The 17159-nt window shown below is 43.7% G+C and carries 14 protein-coding genes; 3 read left to right on the top strand and 11 right to left on the bottom strand.

Translation table 11 applies throughout. From position 1 onward, the window contains the following. Window positions 1–6: 6 nt before the first annotated feature. The gene (locus DW183_RS07745; protein WP_118281430.1) at window positions 7–1500 is read right to left on the bottom strand and encodes an MFS transporter; all 1494 of its coding nucleotides are present in this window, start codon (window positions 1498–1500) and stop codon (window positions 7–9) included. A gap of 10 nt (window positions 1501–1510) precedes the next feature. Then, window positions 1511–3790, bottom strand: a complete 2280-nt coding sequence (locus DW183_RS07740; protein WP_158573039.1) for a glycoside hydrolase family 3 C-terminal domain-containing protein — start codon at window positions 3788–3790, stop codon at window positions 1511–1513. 220 nt (window positions 3791–4010) lie between these two features. Between DW183_RS07740 and DW183_RS07735 the strand changes: the two genes are divergently transcribed. Next, on the top strand, window positions 4011–4691 hold the full coding sequence (locus DW183_RS07735; protein ID WP_118281428.1) for a TetR/AcrR family transcriptional regulator: 681 nt from the start codon (window positions 4011–4013) through the stop codon (window positions 4689–4691). Between the two features lie 62 nt (window positions 4692–4753). Here DW183_RS07735 and DW183_RS07730 read toward each other — a convergent pair whose 3' ends face one another. Genes DW183_RS07730 through DW183_RS07710 form a run of 5 tightly spaced genes read right to left on the bottom strand, consistent with a single transcriptional unit; the run spans window position 4754 to window position 11073 of the window. Further along, window positions 4754–6286, bottom strand: coding sequence for a DUF5060 domain-containing protein (locus tag DW183_RS07730; protein ID WP_158573038.1), 1533 nt, complete (start codon window positions 6284–6286; stop codon window positions 4754–4756). 53 nt (window positions 6287–6339) lie between these two features. Continuing rightward, a complete protein-coding gene (locus DW183_RS07725; RefSeq protein WP_118281426.1) occupies window positions 6340–7863 on the bottom strand; it encodes an FGGY-family carbohydrate kinase in 1524 nt (507 codons plus the stop codon). A 12-nt stretch (window positions 7864–7875) separates the two neighbouring features. Next, window positions 7876–8826 (bottom strand): transketolase family protein, encoded by a 951-nt coding sequence (locus tag DW183_RS07720; protein WP_118281425.1) that lies wholly within the window; start codon window positions 8824–8826, stop codon window positions 7876–7878. Further along, a complete protein-coding gene (locus DW183_RS07715) occupies window positions 8827–9657 on the bottom strand; it encodes a transketolase (protein ID WP_118281424.1) in 831 nt (276 codons plus the stop codon). Window positions 9658–9672: 15 nt separating this feature from the next. Then, window positions 9673–11073, bottom strand: coding sequence for an L-fucose/L-arabinose isomerase family protein (locus DW183_RS07710; RefSeq protein WP_118281423.1), 1401 nt, complete (start codon window positions 11071–11073; stop codon window positions 9673–9675). A gap of 135 nt (window positions 11074–11208) precedes the next feature. Between DW183_RS07710 and DW183_RS07705 the strand changes: the two genes are divergently transcribed. Beyond that, window positions 11209–12216: a LacI family DNA-binding transcriptional regulator gene (locus tag DW183_RS07705; protein WP_118281422.1), complete on the top strand. Its 1008-nt coding sequence runs from the start codon at window positions 11209–11211 to the stop codon at window positions 12214–12216. A 175-nt stretch (window positions 12217–12391) separates the two neighbouring features. After that, window positions 12392–13477 carry an endonuclease/exonuclease/phosphatase family protein gene (locus DW183_RS07700; protein WP_118281421.1) on the top strand — a complete coding sequence of 362 codons (1086 nt, stop codon included), beginning with the start codon at window positions 12392–12394 and terminating at the stop codon, window positions 13475–13477. Between the two features lie 43 nt (window positions 13478–13520). Here DW183_RS07700 and DW183_RS07695 read toward each other — a convergent pair whose 3' ends face one another. From DW183_RS07695 to DW183_RS07680, 4 genes are read right to left on the bottom strand one after another with little or no spacing between them, the layout of a single operon-like run. Continuing rightward, window positions 13521–14246: a response regulator transcription factor gene (locus DW183_RS07695; RefSeq protein WP_118281420.1), complete on the bottom strand. Its 726-nt coding sequence runs from the start codon at window positions 14244–14246 to the stop codon at window positions 13521–13523. Next, complete coding sequence (locus tag DW183_RS07690; protein WP_118281419.1) at window positions 14239–16221, bottom strand: DUF4118 domain-containing protein; 1983 nt, start codon at window positions 16219–16221, stop codon at window positions 14239–14241. The genes DW183_RS07695 and DW183_RS07690 overlap by 8 nt, the downstream gene beginning before the upstream one ends. A 23-nt stretch (window positions 16222–16244) precedes the next feature. Further along, window positions 16245–16496 (bottom strand): hypothetical protein, encoded by a 252-nt coding sequence (locus DW183_RS07685; protein ID WP_118281418.1) that lies wholly within the window; start codon window positions 16494–16496, stop codon window positions 16245–16247. Between the two features lie 15 nt (window positions 16497–16511). Continuing rightward, window positions 16512–17159 (bottom strand): potassium channel family protein, encoded by a 648-nt coding sequence (locus DW183_RS07680; protein ID WP_118281417.1) that lies wholly within the window; start codon window positions 17157–17159, stop codon window positions 16512–16514.

The following is a 17159-nucleotide window of genomic DNA, read 5'->3' as shown; positions in this document are numbered from 1 at the left end:
ACTACTTTACTGCTCTTTCATTTCTGCAATATTCTTCTGTACCTGAACCATACGGTCTTTGTCCAGTTCATAGAACTTCATGGCAACGATATTACACAACCAACCGATAATCGGAAGTCCAAAACTTAGAAACATTGCCATCCAGAAAACACCACTTGTAGCCTTATCGCCCATCTGCGGCATGGTATTCTTATAACCGATGGCTGCCACACAAAGGGTCGCAATGGTCGTAGCAAGTGCTGCCATCAACTTATCAATAAAAGAATAGACACCACCTACCACTGCCGGCATATACTTTCCGGAACGCTCCAACTCATAGTCAACAACATCCGAACGCATGGCACCTGCTGTGGTCGTCAAAATCATACGCGTTGCAGTCGTTGCCAACATAAAGATACAATAAATAACTGTTGGAACAACAGCCACAGAAATCTGACTCATACCATCTTTTCCTAAAATAATACAGAAACCACAAGTCATAGCAGCAACGCCAATGGAAACCCATGACCAGAAAGTAGTTGACTTCTTAACACCATGCTTGGATACATACATACCGCCCAGGAAGGCAAATGCAATACCTACAATCATAGTAAAATTATTGATCATGGTCGTTGTCTTGTAACTGCCGATCAGAATACCATTTAACAAAGTAAGAATGATAGACTGACTTGCTGCGGTCTGCGCCAGTTTGTCCGTTGCACAGGAAACAATATACATCTGCGCCGGTCGATTGTCACGAAGTACATGCCACATGTCGCTCCACTTGATCTTGTCGTCCTTTTTCTTGCTGCCAATAGATTCATAAGATTCCTTTACATCCGCATGACGCAGACCAATGATAGCAAGAAGGGTCAAAACTCCTGCAAAAGCCACAAAGAAGAAACAAGAATTTTTGAGCATTGCTGCGTTGTACTGGTTATCATATTTTGGCAAAATTGCAAATGCAATTACCGTATTGAATACCATCGGTGTAATATAACTGTAAACAGTACCAATAAAACCCATCATTGGCCGCTGATGTGGATCGTTTGTAAGGATGGTCGGTCCGACTGCTGCAGCTGTAGAACACAAAGTATAGCCCAGCGTGTACATCACATAGGTAATCGTAAACACGACAATTCCGGCAATACCGCTAAATTTACCTACACACCAGTTGTACAGGCAAAGCACGGCAAGCGATTCAATGATAAATCCTGCGGCAACACAGATCCTTATCTTTCCATGCGTGCCCGGCATCTTCTCTATCAGTGCTGCCGCCAATGCATCTGTAACTCCATCAAAGACCTTAGTGATGGATAGGATGACTCCGACAGTTGCGACAGCAATCCCATACCCTTCCGTTCCTATATAACTCGCATACATGATCAGGATGTAAAAACACATCTGACCTCCATTTGTTGCCACACTGGCAATCATGTCAAATAAAGATGCCTTACGGTATTGGACCCCATCCGTCACACTGGCATCCTGCATTTTCATTTTCTCTTTTAACCCTCTCATACTTTTCCTCCTACTCTTCGTTCATTTCTTGAAATAAGTTTTCCCAACGTTCCTCGGGAAGCATTGGCAACATTCGTTTTATCGTCTGTAATGGTTCCGACAAAAGTCCTAATTCTTTTGGCATTTCCTCTGCATACGGCATCTGCGCTGACGCTTTTCCCATATCCATTCTGGCGATAACAGCATCGATCATCGGCTGAACTTCTTCCATAAATTCCTTGCCCAGCGGATGTTTCTGCACATCCACGATCGGTGTCATCAGATCATACTTTTGTCCACTTGCTATGTACTCATCTTCTACCGTGATCTCCTGCTGCAACAAGACTGTCGCTGCATCCTGACAGATCTCGATCGTATAATCTCCGCCCGGAACACGGAAAGCATGCGCGCCCTCATCCCAATAAGAAAAACATCTCTGATCCAAGGTAAATATCACGGTCTTACTCTCACCCGGCTGTAAACTAACCTTTTCAAAGCGACGAAGTTCACGCACAGGCCGGTTGATAGCCGTCGCGCCCTTTTTACAACCGACATACAGCTGCACCAAAGCCTTTCCGGCACGTTTTCCAGTATTTTCCACTGTAACCCTAGCCTCCAGCGTTTGTCCGGCTACATAACGATTCCTTTCCACAAACAGATCACGATAGGAAAATGTCGTGTATGACAATCCGTGTCCAAATGGGAATCTCACTCTCTGCTTCCGGCTGCTGTAATTGCGATACCCAACAAAGATGTCCTCACCATAGGTCACCTCATTTCCCTCGCCCGGCCAGGTCAGATATGCAGAAGAGTCTTCATAACACAGTGGGAAAGATTCTGCCAGATGCCCTGACGGATTGGTCTGACCGGTAAGGACTGACCAGATAGCCTCATTTACTCCTTCTCCCGCCAAATAGGCTTCTACGATAGCCGGGACTTCATCTGCCCATGGCATCTCCACGACACCGCCGTTTTCCAATACCACCGTTATGTTTTTCTGCACAGATGCAAGTTCTGTAATCAGACGATTCTGACATCTTGGGAGTTTCATGGTATAACGGTCAAACCCCTCGGACTCCATGATCGGCGGCAATCCCGCCATAACCACAACAACATCCGCCTTCTTTGCTGCATTTACGGCTTCCTGCGCCTTTTTTTCATCGTAGGAATCTTCCATACCAAAACCTTCCACAAAAGAAACATTTGGACAATTTCCAACGACTTCCTGTAAAGTTGGCACTTTATAGGCATTTACATGGGACGACCCTGCCCCTTGATATCTTGCTTTCTCTGCAAAGGCACCAACTACAAGCACTTTCTTATCCGCATCCAACGGAAGAAGATCTCCTTCGTTTTTCAAAAGGACAAGAGACTCCTTTGCCAGTTCTACTGCAAGTCTGTGTCCTTCTTCCATGTCATAGGAAGTTTTTTTACGGTTTGCCTGCGCTTTCAGTGACAGCGCAACGATCTGCTCACAGGCCTCGTCCAAAAGTCTTTCCTCTAATGCCCCGCTTTTGACCGCATCCACAATGACATGATCGTGCAGAGAATCTCCCGGCATAGTCAGCGCGCAGCCCCCTTTGACAGCAGCAATCCGGTCATGCACAGCCGCCCAGTCACTGACCACCATACCATCAAATCCCCACTCTTTGCGCAAGATATCGACAAGATATTTTCGGTTTTCTGTCAGATAGGTGCCCTCTACCTTGTTATAGGAAGCCATGACCGTCCAAGGCTTTGCCTCTTTGACAACCTTTTCAAAAGCGGACAGATAAATCTCACGCATGGCGCGCTCAGATACCTTGCTATTGCTGGTTCTTCTTCGTGTCTCCTGATTGTTCGCCACATAATGCTTAAGGGATGCGCCGATTCCTTCTGCCTGTAAGGCTTTGACATAGGCAGATCCCATACTGCCAGCCAGATAAGGGTCTTCTGAAAAATATTCAAAATTTCGACCACACAAAGGACTTCTCTTGATATTGATGCCCGGTCCTAAGAGCACATCAACAGACTCTGCCTGACAATTTTTTGCAAGTCCCCGCCCCAGTTTCTCTGCTACTTCCACATCAAAAGAACTCGCCACACAGCAGGCTGCCGGAAAACAGGTCGCCGTCACACTCTCGTTTTTCCCCATGAAATCCTGCTTTCCTTCCTGCTTACGCAGTCCGTGCGGTCCATCCGACATGAAAACGGACGCAATCCCCTTTTCCTCTAAACAGCTAGTTGCAAACATCTCTGCCCCGGATGTCAGTGACGCTTTTTCTTCCAGAGTCAACGTTTTTACTATCTCTTTTGCCTTTGTCTCATACAATTTTTGCCTACCTCCTCCTTTTTCTTTGGTCATATTGTTGCATGCTCTGCGCCAAAAACAAATGTACACTATCACGATGCTGTCCCATCACCATACATACATGATATATCATCCCACAACTATACATTGTGTTCGGTTCGTGTTATAATATACGAAAAATTCGGCACTGAATGAACAACATGGTTTGAGAAGAAATTCATGTGATTTTAGGAGGAATAAAATGGAAAAAGGCTTACAATACCGGCGCACAGACCGCGCCATCATGAATGCATTTATCAAATTGGTCAATCAAGGTTCTTTTGAAAAACTGACAGTACAGGAGATTTTGGATGAGGCACTTGTCAGCCGCAATACCTTTTACGCGCATTATCGTGATAAATACGACATTGCAGAGCAATTATTTAAAAAATATAAAGAAGATTTTCTGAAACTTCTAAAAGAATCTTATACAGATATCGGAAAGGAATGGGCAGGCACCAGTCAGTTCCAAGAATTTTCCGATCTTCCTGCCCGCCTGTTTTTTCAGTTCTATCAGGAACATAAGGATCTCATTTATGCACTCAATAAGATCAAAACAGATAAAGTAGATATGGATCAGTTTGTTTCCCAACTTTTCCGGGAACGCTATCTTTGCGCCCCAAGCAACCAGACCAGACAAAATCCGGAGCGCAACCTGGAACTGGAAGCTGAGATCTATGCTTCCGTCTACAATGCCATTGCCCATTATTACTCTTTTTCCGGTTCAAACGTCACGCTCCCCATCCCTCACATGGAGGAAGCACTTTGTCACGTTTTTTTGTACTCCATAGGAATTATCGAAAAACACTGCGAAGAGGATGCTTTTTCCTATGTTATGGATACTGCAAAACAAGCGAAAGAAAGAAAAGAAAACTACCAATAAAAAGATCGCTTAGGCTTGTTTTTACAGGCTTAAGCGATCTTCTTTATGCTATGCAGGATATGCTAATCTATTCTGCTTGCCAGAACTGCGATACCTTCTTTGCCCGGCATTTTAACGTCAAATCTTCCACTGACGCCGGTCATAGTTACATCGCGCGTCATATTCCACATATCGATAATCTCTATCTTATACTGATGGTCTTCCGGCAGTTTCCATGGGGCAATACCATTACAATGTCTGCCATAGTAACCGATGTAATAATCCTCACCCACGTGACCAAAGGCATTGTAGTCTTTCATCTTAGAAACAATGTCATCAACCTCATTCGGATTCATAAATCGACTTATCAGGGGACTATTCTGTAATTCTTCCATGCTCTCCAGATGATGTTTTTCCATGTATGCCTGAATATCAAAATCATGATATTCCTGCCACGGCTCGATTGCTCCCGGAATGGCATCTACGATCTCCTTCAGATAGGCAATACGCTTTGGGCTTTCTCCCTTGAGGACACCACCCTTTGCCCACCAGAGCACTTCATCATCGGATAAGAATACTTCACCATGTGTTGCATATGCCCCTTGACAGACAGCCATCCAAAAACGGTTTGCCATTTCCCAGCCGGAAATATTGCCCCAGGTCAAAGGCAGGTTTCCCTCATAACAGCACTCGTCATAGCAGAGCGGTTTTTCAAATTCCTTCATCCAATCAGCCGCCTTTTGTACCAGGATGGTCTGCACGCACTGGTGGGTAATATTCTCTCTGGAGAAATCATAGAATCCAAAACAGTTATGGTTGCTGAGTAAATGATGGTATGGATCATTTTCCACAATAAAGGACTCTATATCGTACCAGTCTTCCATCGTCCGATCCATAACAAGATCATACTCATTTGCCATAGACCACCAGATCTGCGGAATGGCTGCAAAACGACGGAGCAGGTAATCCAGATAGATGAGATTTTCCTCCATGGTCATATGAGAGAAGCCCCATTTATCATATGGATGAAAAAGGATCAGGTCTGACTGGATCCCCATGTCTGCCAGCGCAAAGATCTGTTTTTCCAGATGCTCCCAGAAAGCAAAACAAGGACGGTTGACATCCCACTTGCCATCGGCATCCTTTTCAAATGCATATAATTCCGGATCATTGTGGTTGTAATCATAATGCTTCGGGAATACGCAGTGGCGCACCTTGTTAAATGGTGCAGTCGATAAAGTTTCCATGGTCTGTGCGATTCTTTCTTCTTCCTGATGACTCAAAGCATAAATGGTCGTTCCAAATGGTTTGAACAGCCCACCGCCATCATAGACAAAATGTGTCCCCTCGGCACGCACGATACCGGCCTTTTTATCCTCATTCGGCAGACATACCAGACTGCCCTCTGCCTGCATCAGACCGCTCACACGATAGGTATAAGTGCCTGCCAGACTTGGGTAAAAGCGCACCTTGTAGTTTCCATCCCCGGCATAAAAGCCCTTGACCTTGGTAGTCTGACCGCCGCAGGTAAATTCTGCCGTCACATCTACCAGAGCCTGCGAGCCCTGTGGCTCCTCTCCTTTGATGGTCAGTTCATACATTTCAAATTGTTTCATTGTCTCATCCTCCTTTTGAAATTCATTCATATACACATTTACCACACTACTTTTTAACGCAAGATTTTCTCCATGGCATTGCGCCAGCCCTGCCATTTTTCCTGTCGCTTGCTTTCCGGCATTTTAGGCTCATAAACCTGGCACGCTCTTAAATCAGAAAGCACCTTGTCATCATAAATTTCGGCTTTTTCTCCTGACAAAAGTGCTGCTCCATAAGCCGATGCCTCCTGACAGGAAGATACTTCCACCTTTTTCTGCAAAATATCGCTCTGAAACTGCATGAGATAGGCATTCTCTGTGGCTCCTCCATCGACCCGAAGCACTGACTTTGACATACCTTTATCATACTGCATTCCTTCCACAATGTCTGCAATCTGATAAGCGATGGATTCCAATGCCGCACACACGATCTCATTTTTTCCGGTTGTACGGCTCATGCCATATAGCATCGCCTTAGCATCTGCTTTCCAATAAGGTGCGCCCAGACCGCTGAACGCCGGGATGAGATATGTCTCATCGGTCGGATTTGCAGCAAATGCCATCGCCTCTGTCTCACCTGCACTTGTGATTATCCCCAGATTGTCCTTTAACCAACTGACCGTTGCCCCGGCATAATTGATATTGCCTTCCAAAACATAAGATACCTTTCCATCCACGCCCCAGGCGATCGATGTTACCATACCATTATCCAAGACGATCGGCTTATCTCCCGCATGCATCATGACAGAAGAACCCGTCCCATATGTCGCTTTTACCAATCCCTTTTCCCGACAATTCTGCCCATATAAGGCTCCCTGCGAATCACCGATCACTCCCAGAATCGGGATCGGCTCCGCAAAAAATCCTTCAAAGTCCGTCTTGCCATAAAAAGCATTGCTGTCTCTTACTTCCGGAAGTGTTTTGGCATCCACGGAAAACCAACCGCATATCTCTTCATCCCACTTTAAATCCGTGATGTTAAAAAGTTGTGTGCGTGATGCATTTGATACATCGGTTGCAAAGGCTTCTCCTTTTGTCAGTTTAAATACCAGCCAAGAGTCGATCGTACCCAGACAAAGACGATTTTCCTGTTTGGCACGCGCTACCTCCGGCTCATTTTCCTGCAGCCATGCATATTTTGCCGCCGGAAAATAAGGAGATAACTGCATGCCGGTCTTTTGTCGAATGGCTTCGCCGACACCACCGGATGCCTTCTGCTCCTGCTTGGTATCCAGAATAACGTTATTTTCTATTCGTTTACAAATATCCTCCGCACGCGAACATTGCCAGACGATTGCTTTCGCCAGCGGCTCTTTTGTCTTGCGATCCCACGCAGCTGATGTTTCACGCTGGTTGCTGATGCCAAGACAGGCTATTTCTTCTTTTGCAATGCCAGCCTCTGTCACCACATCTTGCACGACCTGAAGCGTATTTCGATAAATCTCATCGAGATCATGGGAAACCCAGCCTTTTTCATTTACGATCTGCTCATGCGCAACATCACGCCGACAGATCAATTGCCCTTCTGCATCAAACAGAATACCTTTGGTTCCCTGTGTACTCTGATCGATTGCCAATACATATTTTTTCTCCGCCATGCTATTCCCTCTTTACTCAGCAAAAAGTGCCTGTCTTGCTGTCTTTGCAATACCTTCGCCATCCATGCCATAGTAGGAAAATACCTCTTGGGAGTTACCGGTAATGACAGGTGCATCCGGCAAGGCAATGTTGATGACTTTCTTTGGGCATTCCGCAGCAACCACCTGGCTCACCATAGATCCAAGCCCGCCAAATGGCGCATGTTCTTCCACGGTAACTACAAGTTTTGTATTCTGTGCCGCCTCAACGACTGCCTTTTTATCCAGCGGTTTCACACAGTACATATCAATGACACTTGCACTGATACCCTCTTTTGCAAGGATTTCTGCTGCATCCACTGCTTTTTTTACCATTTCACCACAGGCGATCAGGGTCACATCGCTTCCCTTTTGTAAAATCACAGCCTGATCCATGGTAAAGGGGCAATTTTTCTCATCGTAAATATCCCCAACCGGATTTCTCCCTACACGAACATAAGCCGGTTCTTTATCCTGTAACAGATGCTCCATAAGTTTTTTTGTCTGGAAACGGTCGCTCGGCAGATAGACGCGCATCCCCGGGATAGCACTCATAGCGGCAATGTCCTGCACAGAATGATGACTCATGCCAAGCGCGCCATAGGAAATGCCTCCACTGATCCCAATGAGTTTTACGTTGGTATGGGAATATGCCACATCGATCTTGCACTGCTCATAGGATCTGGTAGAAAGAAAGCAGGCAGGCGAAAAAGCGTAAGGCTTCTTTCCACAGTGCGCCATGCCGGCTGCCACCGAAACCAGATCCTGCTCCGCGATCCCCATCTCCACAAACTGGTCCGGGTAGGCATCCGCAAAAGGTGTCATGGAAGCAGAGCCTCTGGAATCACTGCAAAGCACCGTGATCTGCTTATCCATTTTTGCATGTTCTAACAATACATTGCAAATGACCTTTCGATTTGCCACAGTATTCTTATCTGCTGTCATTTAAACCGCCTCCTCTCTCTTTTTTAGATCTGCCATGATCGTCGCATATTCTTCCTGACTCGGCACATGATGATGCCAGGATGCCTTATTTTCCATGACCGGCGACCCCTTGCCCTTAATGGTATTGGCAATGATGACCGTCGGCTGGTTCTTGGTATTTTTTGCTTCTATAAATGCCTTTTGCAAAGCATCAATATCATTTCCATCGGAAACATCTATGACATGCCAGCCGAAACTTGCGAAACGGTCATGCAGGTTTTCATGACCCATGACATCTTCCGTATTACCGGAGATCTGCAAGTGATTACGGTCGATGACTGCACAAAGATTGTCCAGATGATACTGGTGTGCCGCCATGGCTGCTTCCCAGATGGAGCCCTCTGCCAGTTCTCCGTCACCCATGACCGTGTAAACGCGGTAGTCTCTGCCATCACGTTTCCCTGCCAAAGCCATGCCGACACAGACCGGAAGCCCATGTCCCAGAGAACCGGAATTCATCTCAATTCCCGGCAATTTGTTGTTGGGATGTCCGATATATGGGGAGCCGAATTTAGAAAACTGATCTTTTACCTCCTGTAAAGGGAAAAATCCCTTTTTTGCCAGAACACTGTAATAGGCTTCCACCGAATGTCCTTTGCTAAGGACAAAGAGATCCCGATCCGGGTCGTTCTGGTTTTCCGGAGAAATATTCATCTGGTCAAAGTAAAGTTCCACCAGAATTTCCATAATAGACATATCGCCGCCGATATGACCGCCGCCCCCTGCCATAATGATATCCACAGTATCCTGACGCAGTTCATAGGCGAGTTTTTTTAATTCTTTATTTTTCATTTCCCTGCCCTTCTTTCATTCCCCACGCAAGTAGGCTTTGACTTCTTCCTCGATTGGATCGTACAGATCCGGTTTGACGCCAATGTATTTGCATGCTTCATAAAGCACCGGAACAACATCCTTATGAATACCCACGCAGTGATGGATATATGGTCCTTCCACCAGTTTTGCTTCCAGACGCTTGATGTTATCCACCTCTACCCAAAGATAGGTACCCATACCCTTTGGTCCGTCAATGCCCTTGGCATGTCCAAGTAACAAAGAATACTGCCCCAGATCTCCGTCAAAACGCACCAGTGAGACATCTCCGTGTTTTGCCTCCGCGGTAATACTTCCCGGATGGTCAAATGCCAAAGGATAGGTAATGGTCGGCTTTTCGCCTGCCACAGAGATCGGCCATGGTCCACAGTGCTGCAAGAGTTCTCCGTTCGGACAATCCGGATGACGGATGGTCCAATCCGCAAAGAAAGACCGCACCTGCCCCATGCCTGCTGCCTCTACCAGAAGTGCTGTAATGGCTCCGTGAATGTCCGTCTCACAGACCGTCGGAATACCCTCTTCGTTTAAAAGCGCACTTGCCGCACATGGCATGATCCCAAGTTCCGTCTGCAACTGATTCCAACACTGGATAGCAATGGCATTGCAGCCATATTTTTCTGCAAGATGTTTCATGGCTACCTTCATGGCTGCCACTTTTTCCAGTTCATCGTCCTTGATGGCAATATTCATATTGGCTCTGCAATAAGTCATGACTTCTTGTGTCTCGGCGACATTTCTCAGATTTTTCCTGACTTCGTCCACCAATTCGCCCATAGGAATGGGTGCCAGTTGGATATTGAATTTTTCCAGAAGTTCGCCTTCATTACACATGGTCGACCAGAAATCAAAAGGTCTGGTCGAAATCTGTAAGATACGGATATGGCGGAAGGTCTTGACTACGTTGCAGACCGCCATAAAGTCACGAAGTCCGCGCTCAAATACCGGATCTTCCAGACGGCAATTTGTCATGTAGGTAAATGGCACGCCAAAGCGTCTTAATACCTTTCCGGTTGCAAATAGCCCGCACTGGGTATCCCGAAGTCGTGTACCATCCGGCTCCGGGCGCTCATCCAATGGTCCCCATAAAAGAACCGGCACCCCCAGTTCCTTTGCCAGCCTTGCACATTCGTATTCCGTCCCAAAATTGCAGTGTGGTAAAAACAGACCATCTATTTTTTCTGCCTTAAACTTTTCAGCGATCTTAAGCATATCGGCATCATTATAAAGAAGCCCCTCCTCATTGATGTCCGTGATATCTACAAAATCTACGCCAAGTTCTGTCAGACTCTGTGCGGTCAGTCCCCGGTACTTGATCGCGTCCGGTGCACTGAAAATACTGCGTCTGGTCGGCGCGTAACCCAATTTAATATGATCCATAAAAATGCTCCTTTCCTCCGATTTACGACTTTTTCTATAAAATACCTTGTCTCTTTCTTTATTGAAACGTAAAATAAAGTAAATATAACTTTATTTTTACTTTATTTATGAAATCGATCAAAGAAGGTAAAATATATGGGGATCACAGGAAAAGAACTGGCTGAAAAATTAAATATCTCGGCTACCGCCGTTTCAATGGCTTTGAATGGAAAACCGGGCGTTTCTACCGAGATGCGCAAACGCATTATCGCAGAGGCAGAAAAAGCCGGCTATGACTTTAGCCGACTGCAATTAAAGAAAAATCATTCGGGGGATATCTACTGCATCATTTACCGCGCCCACAACGCCATCCTAAATTACACGCCTATCTTTTCCGAACTGACGGAAGGGATCGAAGCAGAGTGCCGCCATAAGGGCTATGGTCTGAAAACTTTGCAGGTCTATGAAAATACGGATGACCTGACACAGGTTGTGGAGGAACTGCGCATTTGCGGTTGTGTCGGCATGATCCTGCTCGGCACCGAACTCTCAGCAGGCATCTGCCGTCGCTTTCTCGAAGCATCCCTGCCTATGGTGCTTTTGGACGCCAGTTTCGATGCCATCGACTGTAGCAGCGTCCTTATCAACAACGTGCAGGGGGCTTACCTTGCCACCGGCTATCTGATCGACCGTTGCAACGAACAGCCCGGTCACCTTTGCTCCTCCTATTCGATTGCCAATTTTTCCGAACGCAAGACCGGTTTTCAAAAGGCAGTGCGCGAACACGGCATGTCCGTCAGCAAGTCCCTTTCCCATGAATTAGCCCCATCCATCGAGGGTGCCTTTTCGGATATGCTGGAGATCATTGACAGTGGCACACCGCTTGCCAAATGCTATTTTGCGGACAATGATCTGATCGCCATCGGCGCCATCAAGGCTCTCAAACTGCGTGGATACAAGATCCCGGATGATATGGCCATTATCGGATTTGACAATATTTCCGAGGGACGTATTTTAGATCCTTCACTGACGACCATTGATATTCCAAGACGTTTCATGGGTCAGACCGCCGTCGACCAGTTGATCCGCCAGATGGAAGATCCTGCCAGTCATACCGTCAAATTGCAGATCTCCACATCGCTCATTAAGCGTTTTTCGGTGTAGGCCGCTATCGTTTCTGCTTTTTCCTATCAATTTAAACAAATTTCTTATATAAAATTTATGTAAAGTTTCCAAGGATCAATGGTTCTATTGCCTCTCTTTTTATGCTAAAATAGAGCAAGGTCGAGATGCTCTGGGGAGGGCATCTTCTTACATTTATCAATAGGGGGTATTTTACATGAACAAAACACTCAAAAAGGTTCTTAAGACCATCCTCATCATTCTTTTGGTCTTGGTAGCCGCAGTCATTCTTTTTATCGGGTATCTGACCATCACGGAGTACAAGCCGAAGGATACCGAGTCTCTGGACATTGACGGATCTTCTTCCGAGACACTCGCCGCAGGTGATGACTTTACCATTATGACATGGAATATGGGCTATGCCGGACTTGGCGAAAACGCTGATTTCTTTATGGATGGCGGTGAACACGTCCGCTCCTGCACCGAGTCACAGGTCAATGACAATATCGATGCTGTTGTGGCACAGATCCAGAAGGAGAATGCCGATGTTGTCTTTTTACAGGAGGTCGATCGTGATTCCAAGAGATCTTACGGCATTGATGAATTAGAAAAGATCACTTCTTCTCTGGATGGTTACAATTCTACCTTTGCCAGAAACTACAAGGTAGCCTACGTTCCTTATCCGCTTCCTACCATTGGCAAGGTCGATTGTGGTATCTCCACTTTATCTGCTTTTAGCGTAGATGATTCCCAGCGTATCTCTCTGCCATGTCCGTTCAAGTACCCGATCCGCCTCGGCAACCTCAAGCGTTGTCTCATGGTCGATCGCGTTGCCATTGAGGGCAGTGACAAAGAACTGGTGCTGGTCAACCTGCACCTGGAGGCCTATGACGATGGCGAAGGCAAGGCTGCACAGACCAAGCAGTTGCGCGAACTCTTACAGGAAGAAGCAGAAAAGGGCAACTATGTCATTGCCGGTGGTGATTTCAACCAGGCATTCTCAAACTATGACAACAGCGCTTATCCGCTTGTCAGCGAAGATATGTGGACACCAGGTGTCATTGATGTCGATGAATTTGACGACAATCTGACTTTTGTAACCGACAACTCCACACCGTCCTGCCGCTCTCTGGATCGTCCACTTGCCGGCAACGACAGTGATCCAAGCGTATTCCAGTATTACATGATCGATGGATTTATCGTTTCTGATAATCTTACCATCAACACAGTTGAGACAAGAGATCTTGGATTTAAGAACTCTGATCATAATCCAATCGTTATGAACGTAACCGTAACCAAATAAGAAATGACAAAAAGGCGAGAGCACATTTGCTCCCGCCTTTTTATTATGGTAACATTTCATCTTCTATATTAGTTTCAACCTTCAACATGCGATATCCAATCCCTACGTGGGTCTGAATATAAGAATTTGAATCATTTCCCAGTTTTTTTCTCAAAGTTGCCATGAATACTCTAAGAGACGCAACATTGCTATCCCATGCACTTCCCCAAATTTTCTGCGTTATATATTTGTGTGTAAGTACTTTCCCTGTATTTTTTGCAAGAATACATAACAATTTATATTCTATCGGCGTAAGCTTTAATTCTTCATCATCTTTGTATGCACATCCTGCCACATAATCAATTTTAAGCTTTCCATTCGTATATATTGAACTTTTGTTTACATTATTGTCTACTTGAAGTAACGCAATTCTGCGTTGCATAACTCTTAGTCTTGCCAACAACTCTTCGACAGAAAATGGTTTTGTAAGATAATCATCTGCTCCTGCATCTAAAGCCTCTATTTTATCTTCATCTTCACTCCTTGCGCTAATAACAATAATAGGCATATTTGACCATTCCCGAATCTTTTTTATAATTTCAACTCCATCCATATCAGGGAGCCCCAAATCCAAAAAGACCACATCAGGATCATGCGTTGATGCCTGTATAATAGCTTCTTCTCCATTTTGCGCCAGCAAATATTTATAATTATGTGTTTTCAAGGTAGTTGCAATTAAATTTCTAATAGGAGAATCATCTTCAACTACAAGTATCTGAAACTTATTCATTTATTATTACCTCTCCTTTTTTTAAGTAAAAAGTAAATATACAGCCAAATGGAATATTATCTTTTACTTCTATACTTCCACCATGTGCCTCTACTACAGATTTACACAATGCAAGTCCCAGGCCCATGCTTCTCTTACTATCAGCAATTTTATTTTGTCCCGTATAGAACATATCAAATACATGTTCCTTTATTGTATCATCCATTCCTGGTCCATTATCTGATATATTAACATAAACCATGTCATTTTTATTTCCATATGCAATCTTAATAATCGAACCTGCTTGTGTATATTTTATTGCATTATTCACAATATTTATAACAACCTGCATAATCAACTTCGCATCGATATTAGCAATAATCAACTCCTCTGGACGACAAACTTCTATATCATGCTCCACCTTATTTCTATCAATGTGTTTTAGTGCCTCGTCTATGACATCATCCATAATCTCTATTGATTGATTCAATTTCATTTCACCATTTTCAATGCGAGTGACAGATAAAAGATTTTCTACAAGTTGTATCAACCATTCCGAATCGTCATATATATCCGAAAATATTTGTTTCCTGGTTTCATTATCTAACATTTCATAATGGTTACACAAGTTACATGCATTACCTGATATAGAGGTAAGAGGCGTTCTTAAATCATGTGATATCGTACGCAAAAGATTTGCTCTGAGCTTTTCCTTACGGGCAATCATGGATGCCTCTTCCTTAGCTTTCTCATTATCAAGATTTACGAAAGCCAATGCACATTCACCCAAAATTGATAACAACACGCTATATTCAAAAGAACTCAGCGATTCATGTTCCACTAAAATCCCTAGGATTCCATATACAATGTCATTGTTCCGAACTGCCAGATATAAATGTTTGGCTTCTGAAAATTTTTCTGTTGTAGCACCTGCTCTCTTTTTATTTTTCAACACCCACTGCACCACTTCATCTTCTGAATCATCCATATATATAGCACTGTTTCCATATACTTCTTTTTCATAAATATAACCTTTATCAATCCTTCCATTTTTAACGGGATAAATAACGATATCTTTGTCCAATAATAGAACCACTTGGTTTGCCATTACCTGTAATACATCATCATACGTTCTACTTTTCTGTAGAAGTTGATTTGTGTCAAATAATACTTTTGTCCGATAAGCAGCGCGAGCAGACTCTCTTGCGCTGTCTTTCAGGCGATATGCCAATGAGCCTGTGAGTAATGCGGCAAGTAGCATGATAATAAACGTCACATAATATCCTGGTTCATATGCATGAAAGGTATATCTCGGCTCCGTAAAAATATAATTAAAAAGAAGTACACTACACAACGAACTAATTAAGCTGCAAAAATGACTTTTTGTTAAGACAGCATTAAGCAAAACCCCAAAGATATACACCGTAATAATGTTAGCCTCTGTAAATCCGCTACGACTAAAACACAATCCCAACACTGTCGTAACCAGCAACAGTGTTACGGTAATCAAAATATCCTTTTTGGTTGGTATAATATACTCCGTCAGTCTTATCTTTCGGTTTTCCTTTATGTCCATTTTTGAATCCGGGATAATATAGATGTCTACATTAGGAGCAGTCATAATGAGTTGCTCGGTTAAAGTCTGCTTCTCCCAAAAATAAAATTTTTTTGTGTTGCTTCTACCAATCACAATTTTTGTGACACCAGAGATTCTGGCAAATTCCGCTATCTGAAATGAGATATTTTCCCCAATAACAGTCGTAATTTCCGCTCCTTTATCCTCTGCATATCTTATGTTATTTTGTAATCTCTCCCGATCCACCTCATTGAGTGAATTCTGCCTTACATTTGATACATATAAAGCTGTAAATTCTGCATGAAATGCATTTGCAAGATTTGCCGCTTCATCAATAATCCTTTTGTTAGAAGGTGACGATGACAGACATACCAAGATATGTTGCTGTTTTTCTCTTACTATACTATCATTTTGACTCATTCAGTTTATGCTCCAATTTTTTCTTACATCATACCACTTTTTTCTATTAAGATAATCTCAAAATTTATATGATCCTTTCTAAACTTGTCAATTTCCTTGTCAATCTCCTCAAGTGACATATTTCCAGATAAACGAACGACCACTGGCTTCCTTTTTTCCATTTCTTTTGTCATTCTTCTCTCATTTTCTAATAGAAAACGATCTACAGCCCTCATCACATAATATCCAAAAACAAAGACTGCCATAATTACCAATACTACTATGATATTTTCCAATCAAATCGCCTCATTTCATATGTGAAAACATTTTTGAATTGCTTTATGTTCGCCAACCACAAGAAGTGTTTGTCCCTCGTTCAAAATATCGTCTGGCGATATAGCCAATTTCATACTCCCCTTCTCCTTAATTGCCATAATATTAATCCCATATCTCTGTCTGAGATTGACTTCTTGTATATTCTTTCCAATCCAGGCATCTGGCAGTTCCACTTCGAAAATCGCATAATTATCATCTAGCTTTACATAGTCCAAAATGTAATTTGATGTATACCTTATTGCTGTCCACTTTGCAATTTGTTTCTCCGGATTCACCACTTCATCCGCGCCATTTCGTAAAAGAAATTTTTCCTGAACTTCACGATTTGCCCTTGAAACAACCATCTTTCCACCAAGTTCTTTTAATAACGATGTTGTTTCTAGAGAACTTTGAAAATCACTTCCAATAGTTTCAATACATACATCGTAATTATTAATTCCTAAAGATTCCAAAAAGTTAGCATTTGTACTATCTCCTATCAACGCATTTGTTACATATGGCAACGCCTCATTTACTCTGCTCTCGTTTTTATCTATCGCCATTACTTGATGTCCCAATTCATGAATTTGTTTCACAATCAACATCCCAAAATTGCCAAGACCTATTACCAATACTGATTTCAT

The organism is Roseburia sp. AM16-25, from assembly GCF_003473825.1.
Classification (GTDB): Bacteria; Bacillota; Clostridia; order Lachnospirales; family Lachnospiraceae; genus Pararoseburia; species Pararoseburia lenta.
Note: the sequence above shows the minus strand (reverse complement) of the source record. Positions and strands in the feature narration are given on the sequence as shown.

Coding starts and splice junctions, on each gene's coding strand:
- DW183_RS07730 (WP_158573038.1), bottom strand. CDS start 6,286: ATGAAACAATTTGAAATGTATGAACTGACCATCAAAGGAGAGGAGCCA.
- DW183_RS07745 (WP_118281430.1), bottom strand. CDS start 1,500: ATGAGAGGGTTAAAAGAGAAAATGAAAATGCAGGATGCCAGTGTGACG.
- DW183_RS07690 (WP_118281419.1), bottom strand. CDS start 16,221: ATGAGTCAAAATGATAGTATAGTAAGAGAAAAACAGCAACATATCTTG.
- DW183_RS07715 (WP_118281424.1), bottom strand. CDS start 9,657: ATGAAAAATAAAGAATTAAAAAAACTCGCCTATGAACTGCGTCAGGAT.
- DW183_RS07705 (WP_118281422.1), top strand. CDS start 11,209: ATGGGGATCACAGGAAAAGAACTGGCTGAAAAATTAAATATCTCGGCT.
- DW183_RS07725 (WP_118281426.1), bottom strand. CDS start 7,863: ATGGCGGAGAAAAAATATGTATTGGCAATCGATCAGAGTACACAGGGA.
- DW183_RS07720 (WP_118281425.1), bottom strand. CDS start 8,826: ATGACAGCAGATAAGAATACTGTGGCAAATCGAAAGGTCATTTGCAAT.
- DW183_RS07680 (WP_118281417.1), bottom strand. CDS start 17,159: ATGAAATCAGTATTGGTAATAGGTCTTGGCAATTTTGGGATGTTGATT.
- DW183_RS07700 (WP_118281421.1), top strand. CDS start 12,392: ATGAACAAAACACTCAAAAAGGTTCTTAAGACCATCCTCATCATTCTT.
- DW183_RS07735 (WP_118281428.1), top strand. CDS start 4,011: ATGGAAAAAGGCTTACAATACCGGCGCACAGACCGCGCCATCATGAAT.
- DW183_RS07710 (WP_118281423.1), bottom strand. CDS start 11,073: ATGGATCATATTAAATTGGGTTACGCGCCGACCAGACGCAGTATTTTC.
- DW183_RS07695 (WP_118281420.1), bottom strand. CDS start 14,246: ATGAATAAGTTTCAGATACTTGTAGTTGAAGATGATTCTCCTATTAGA.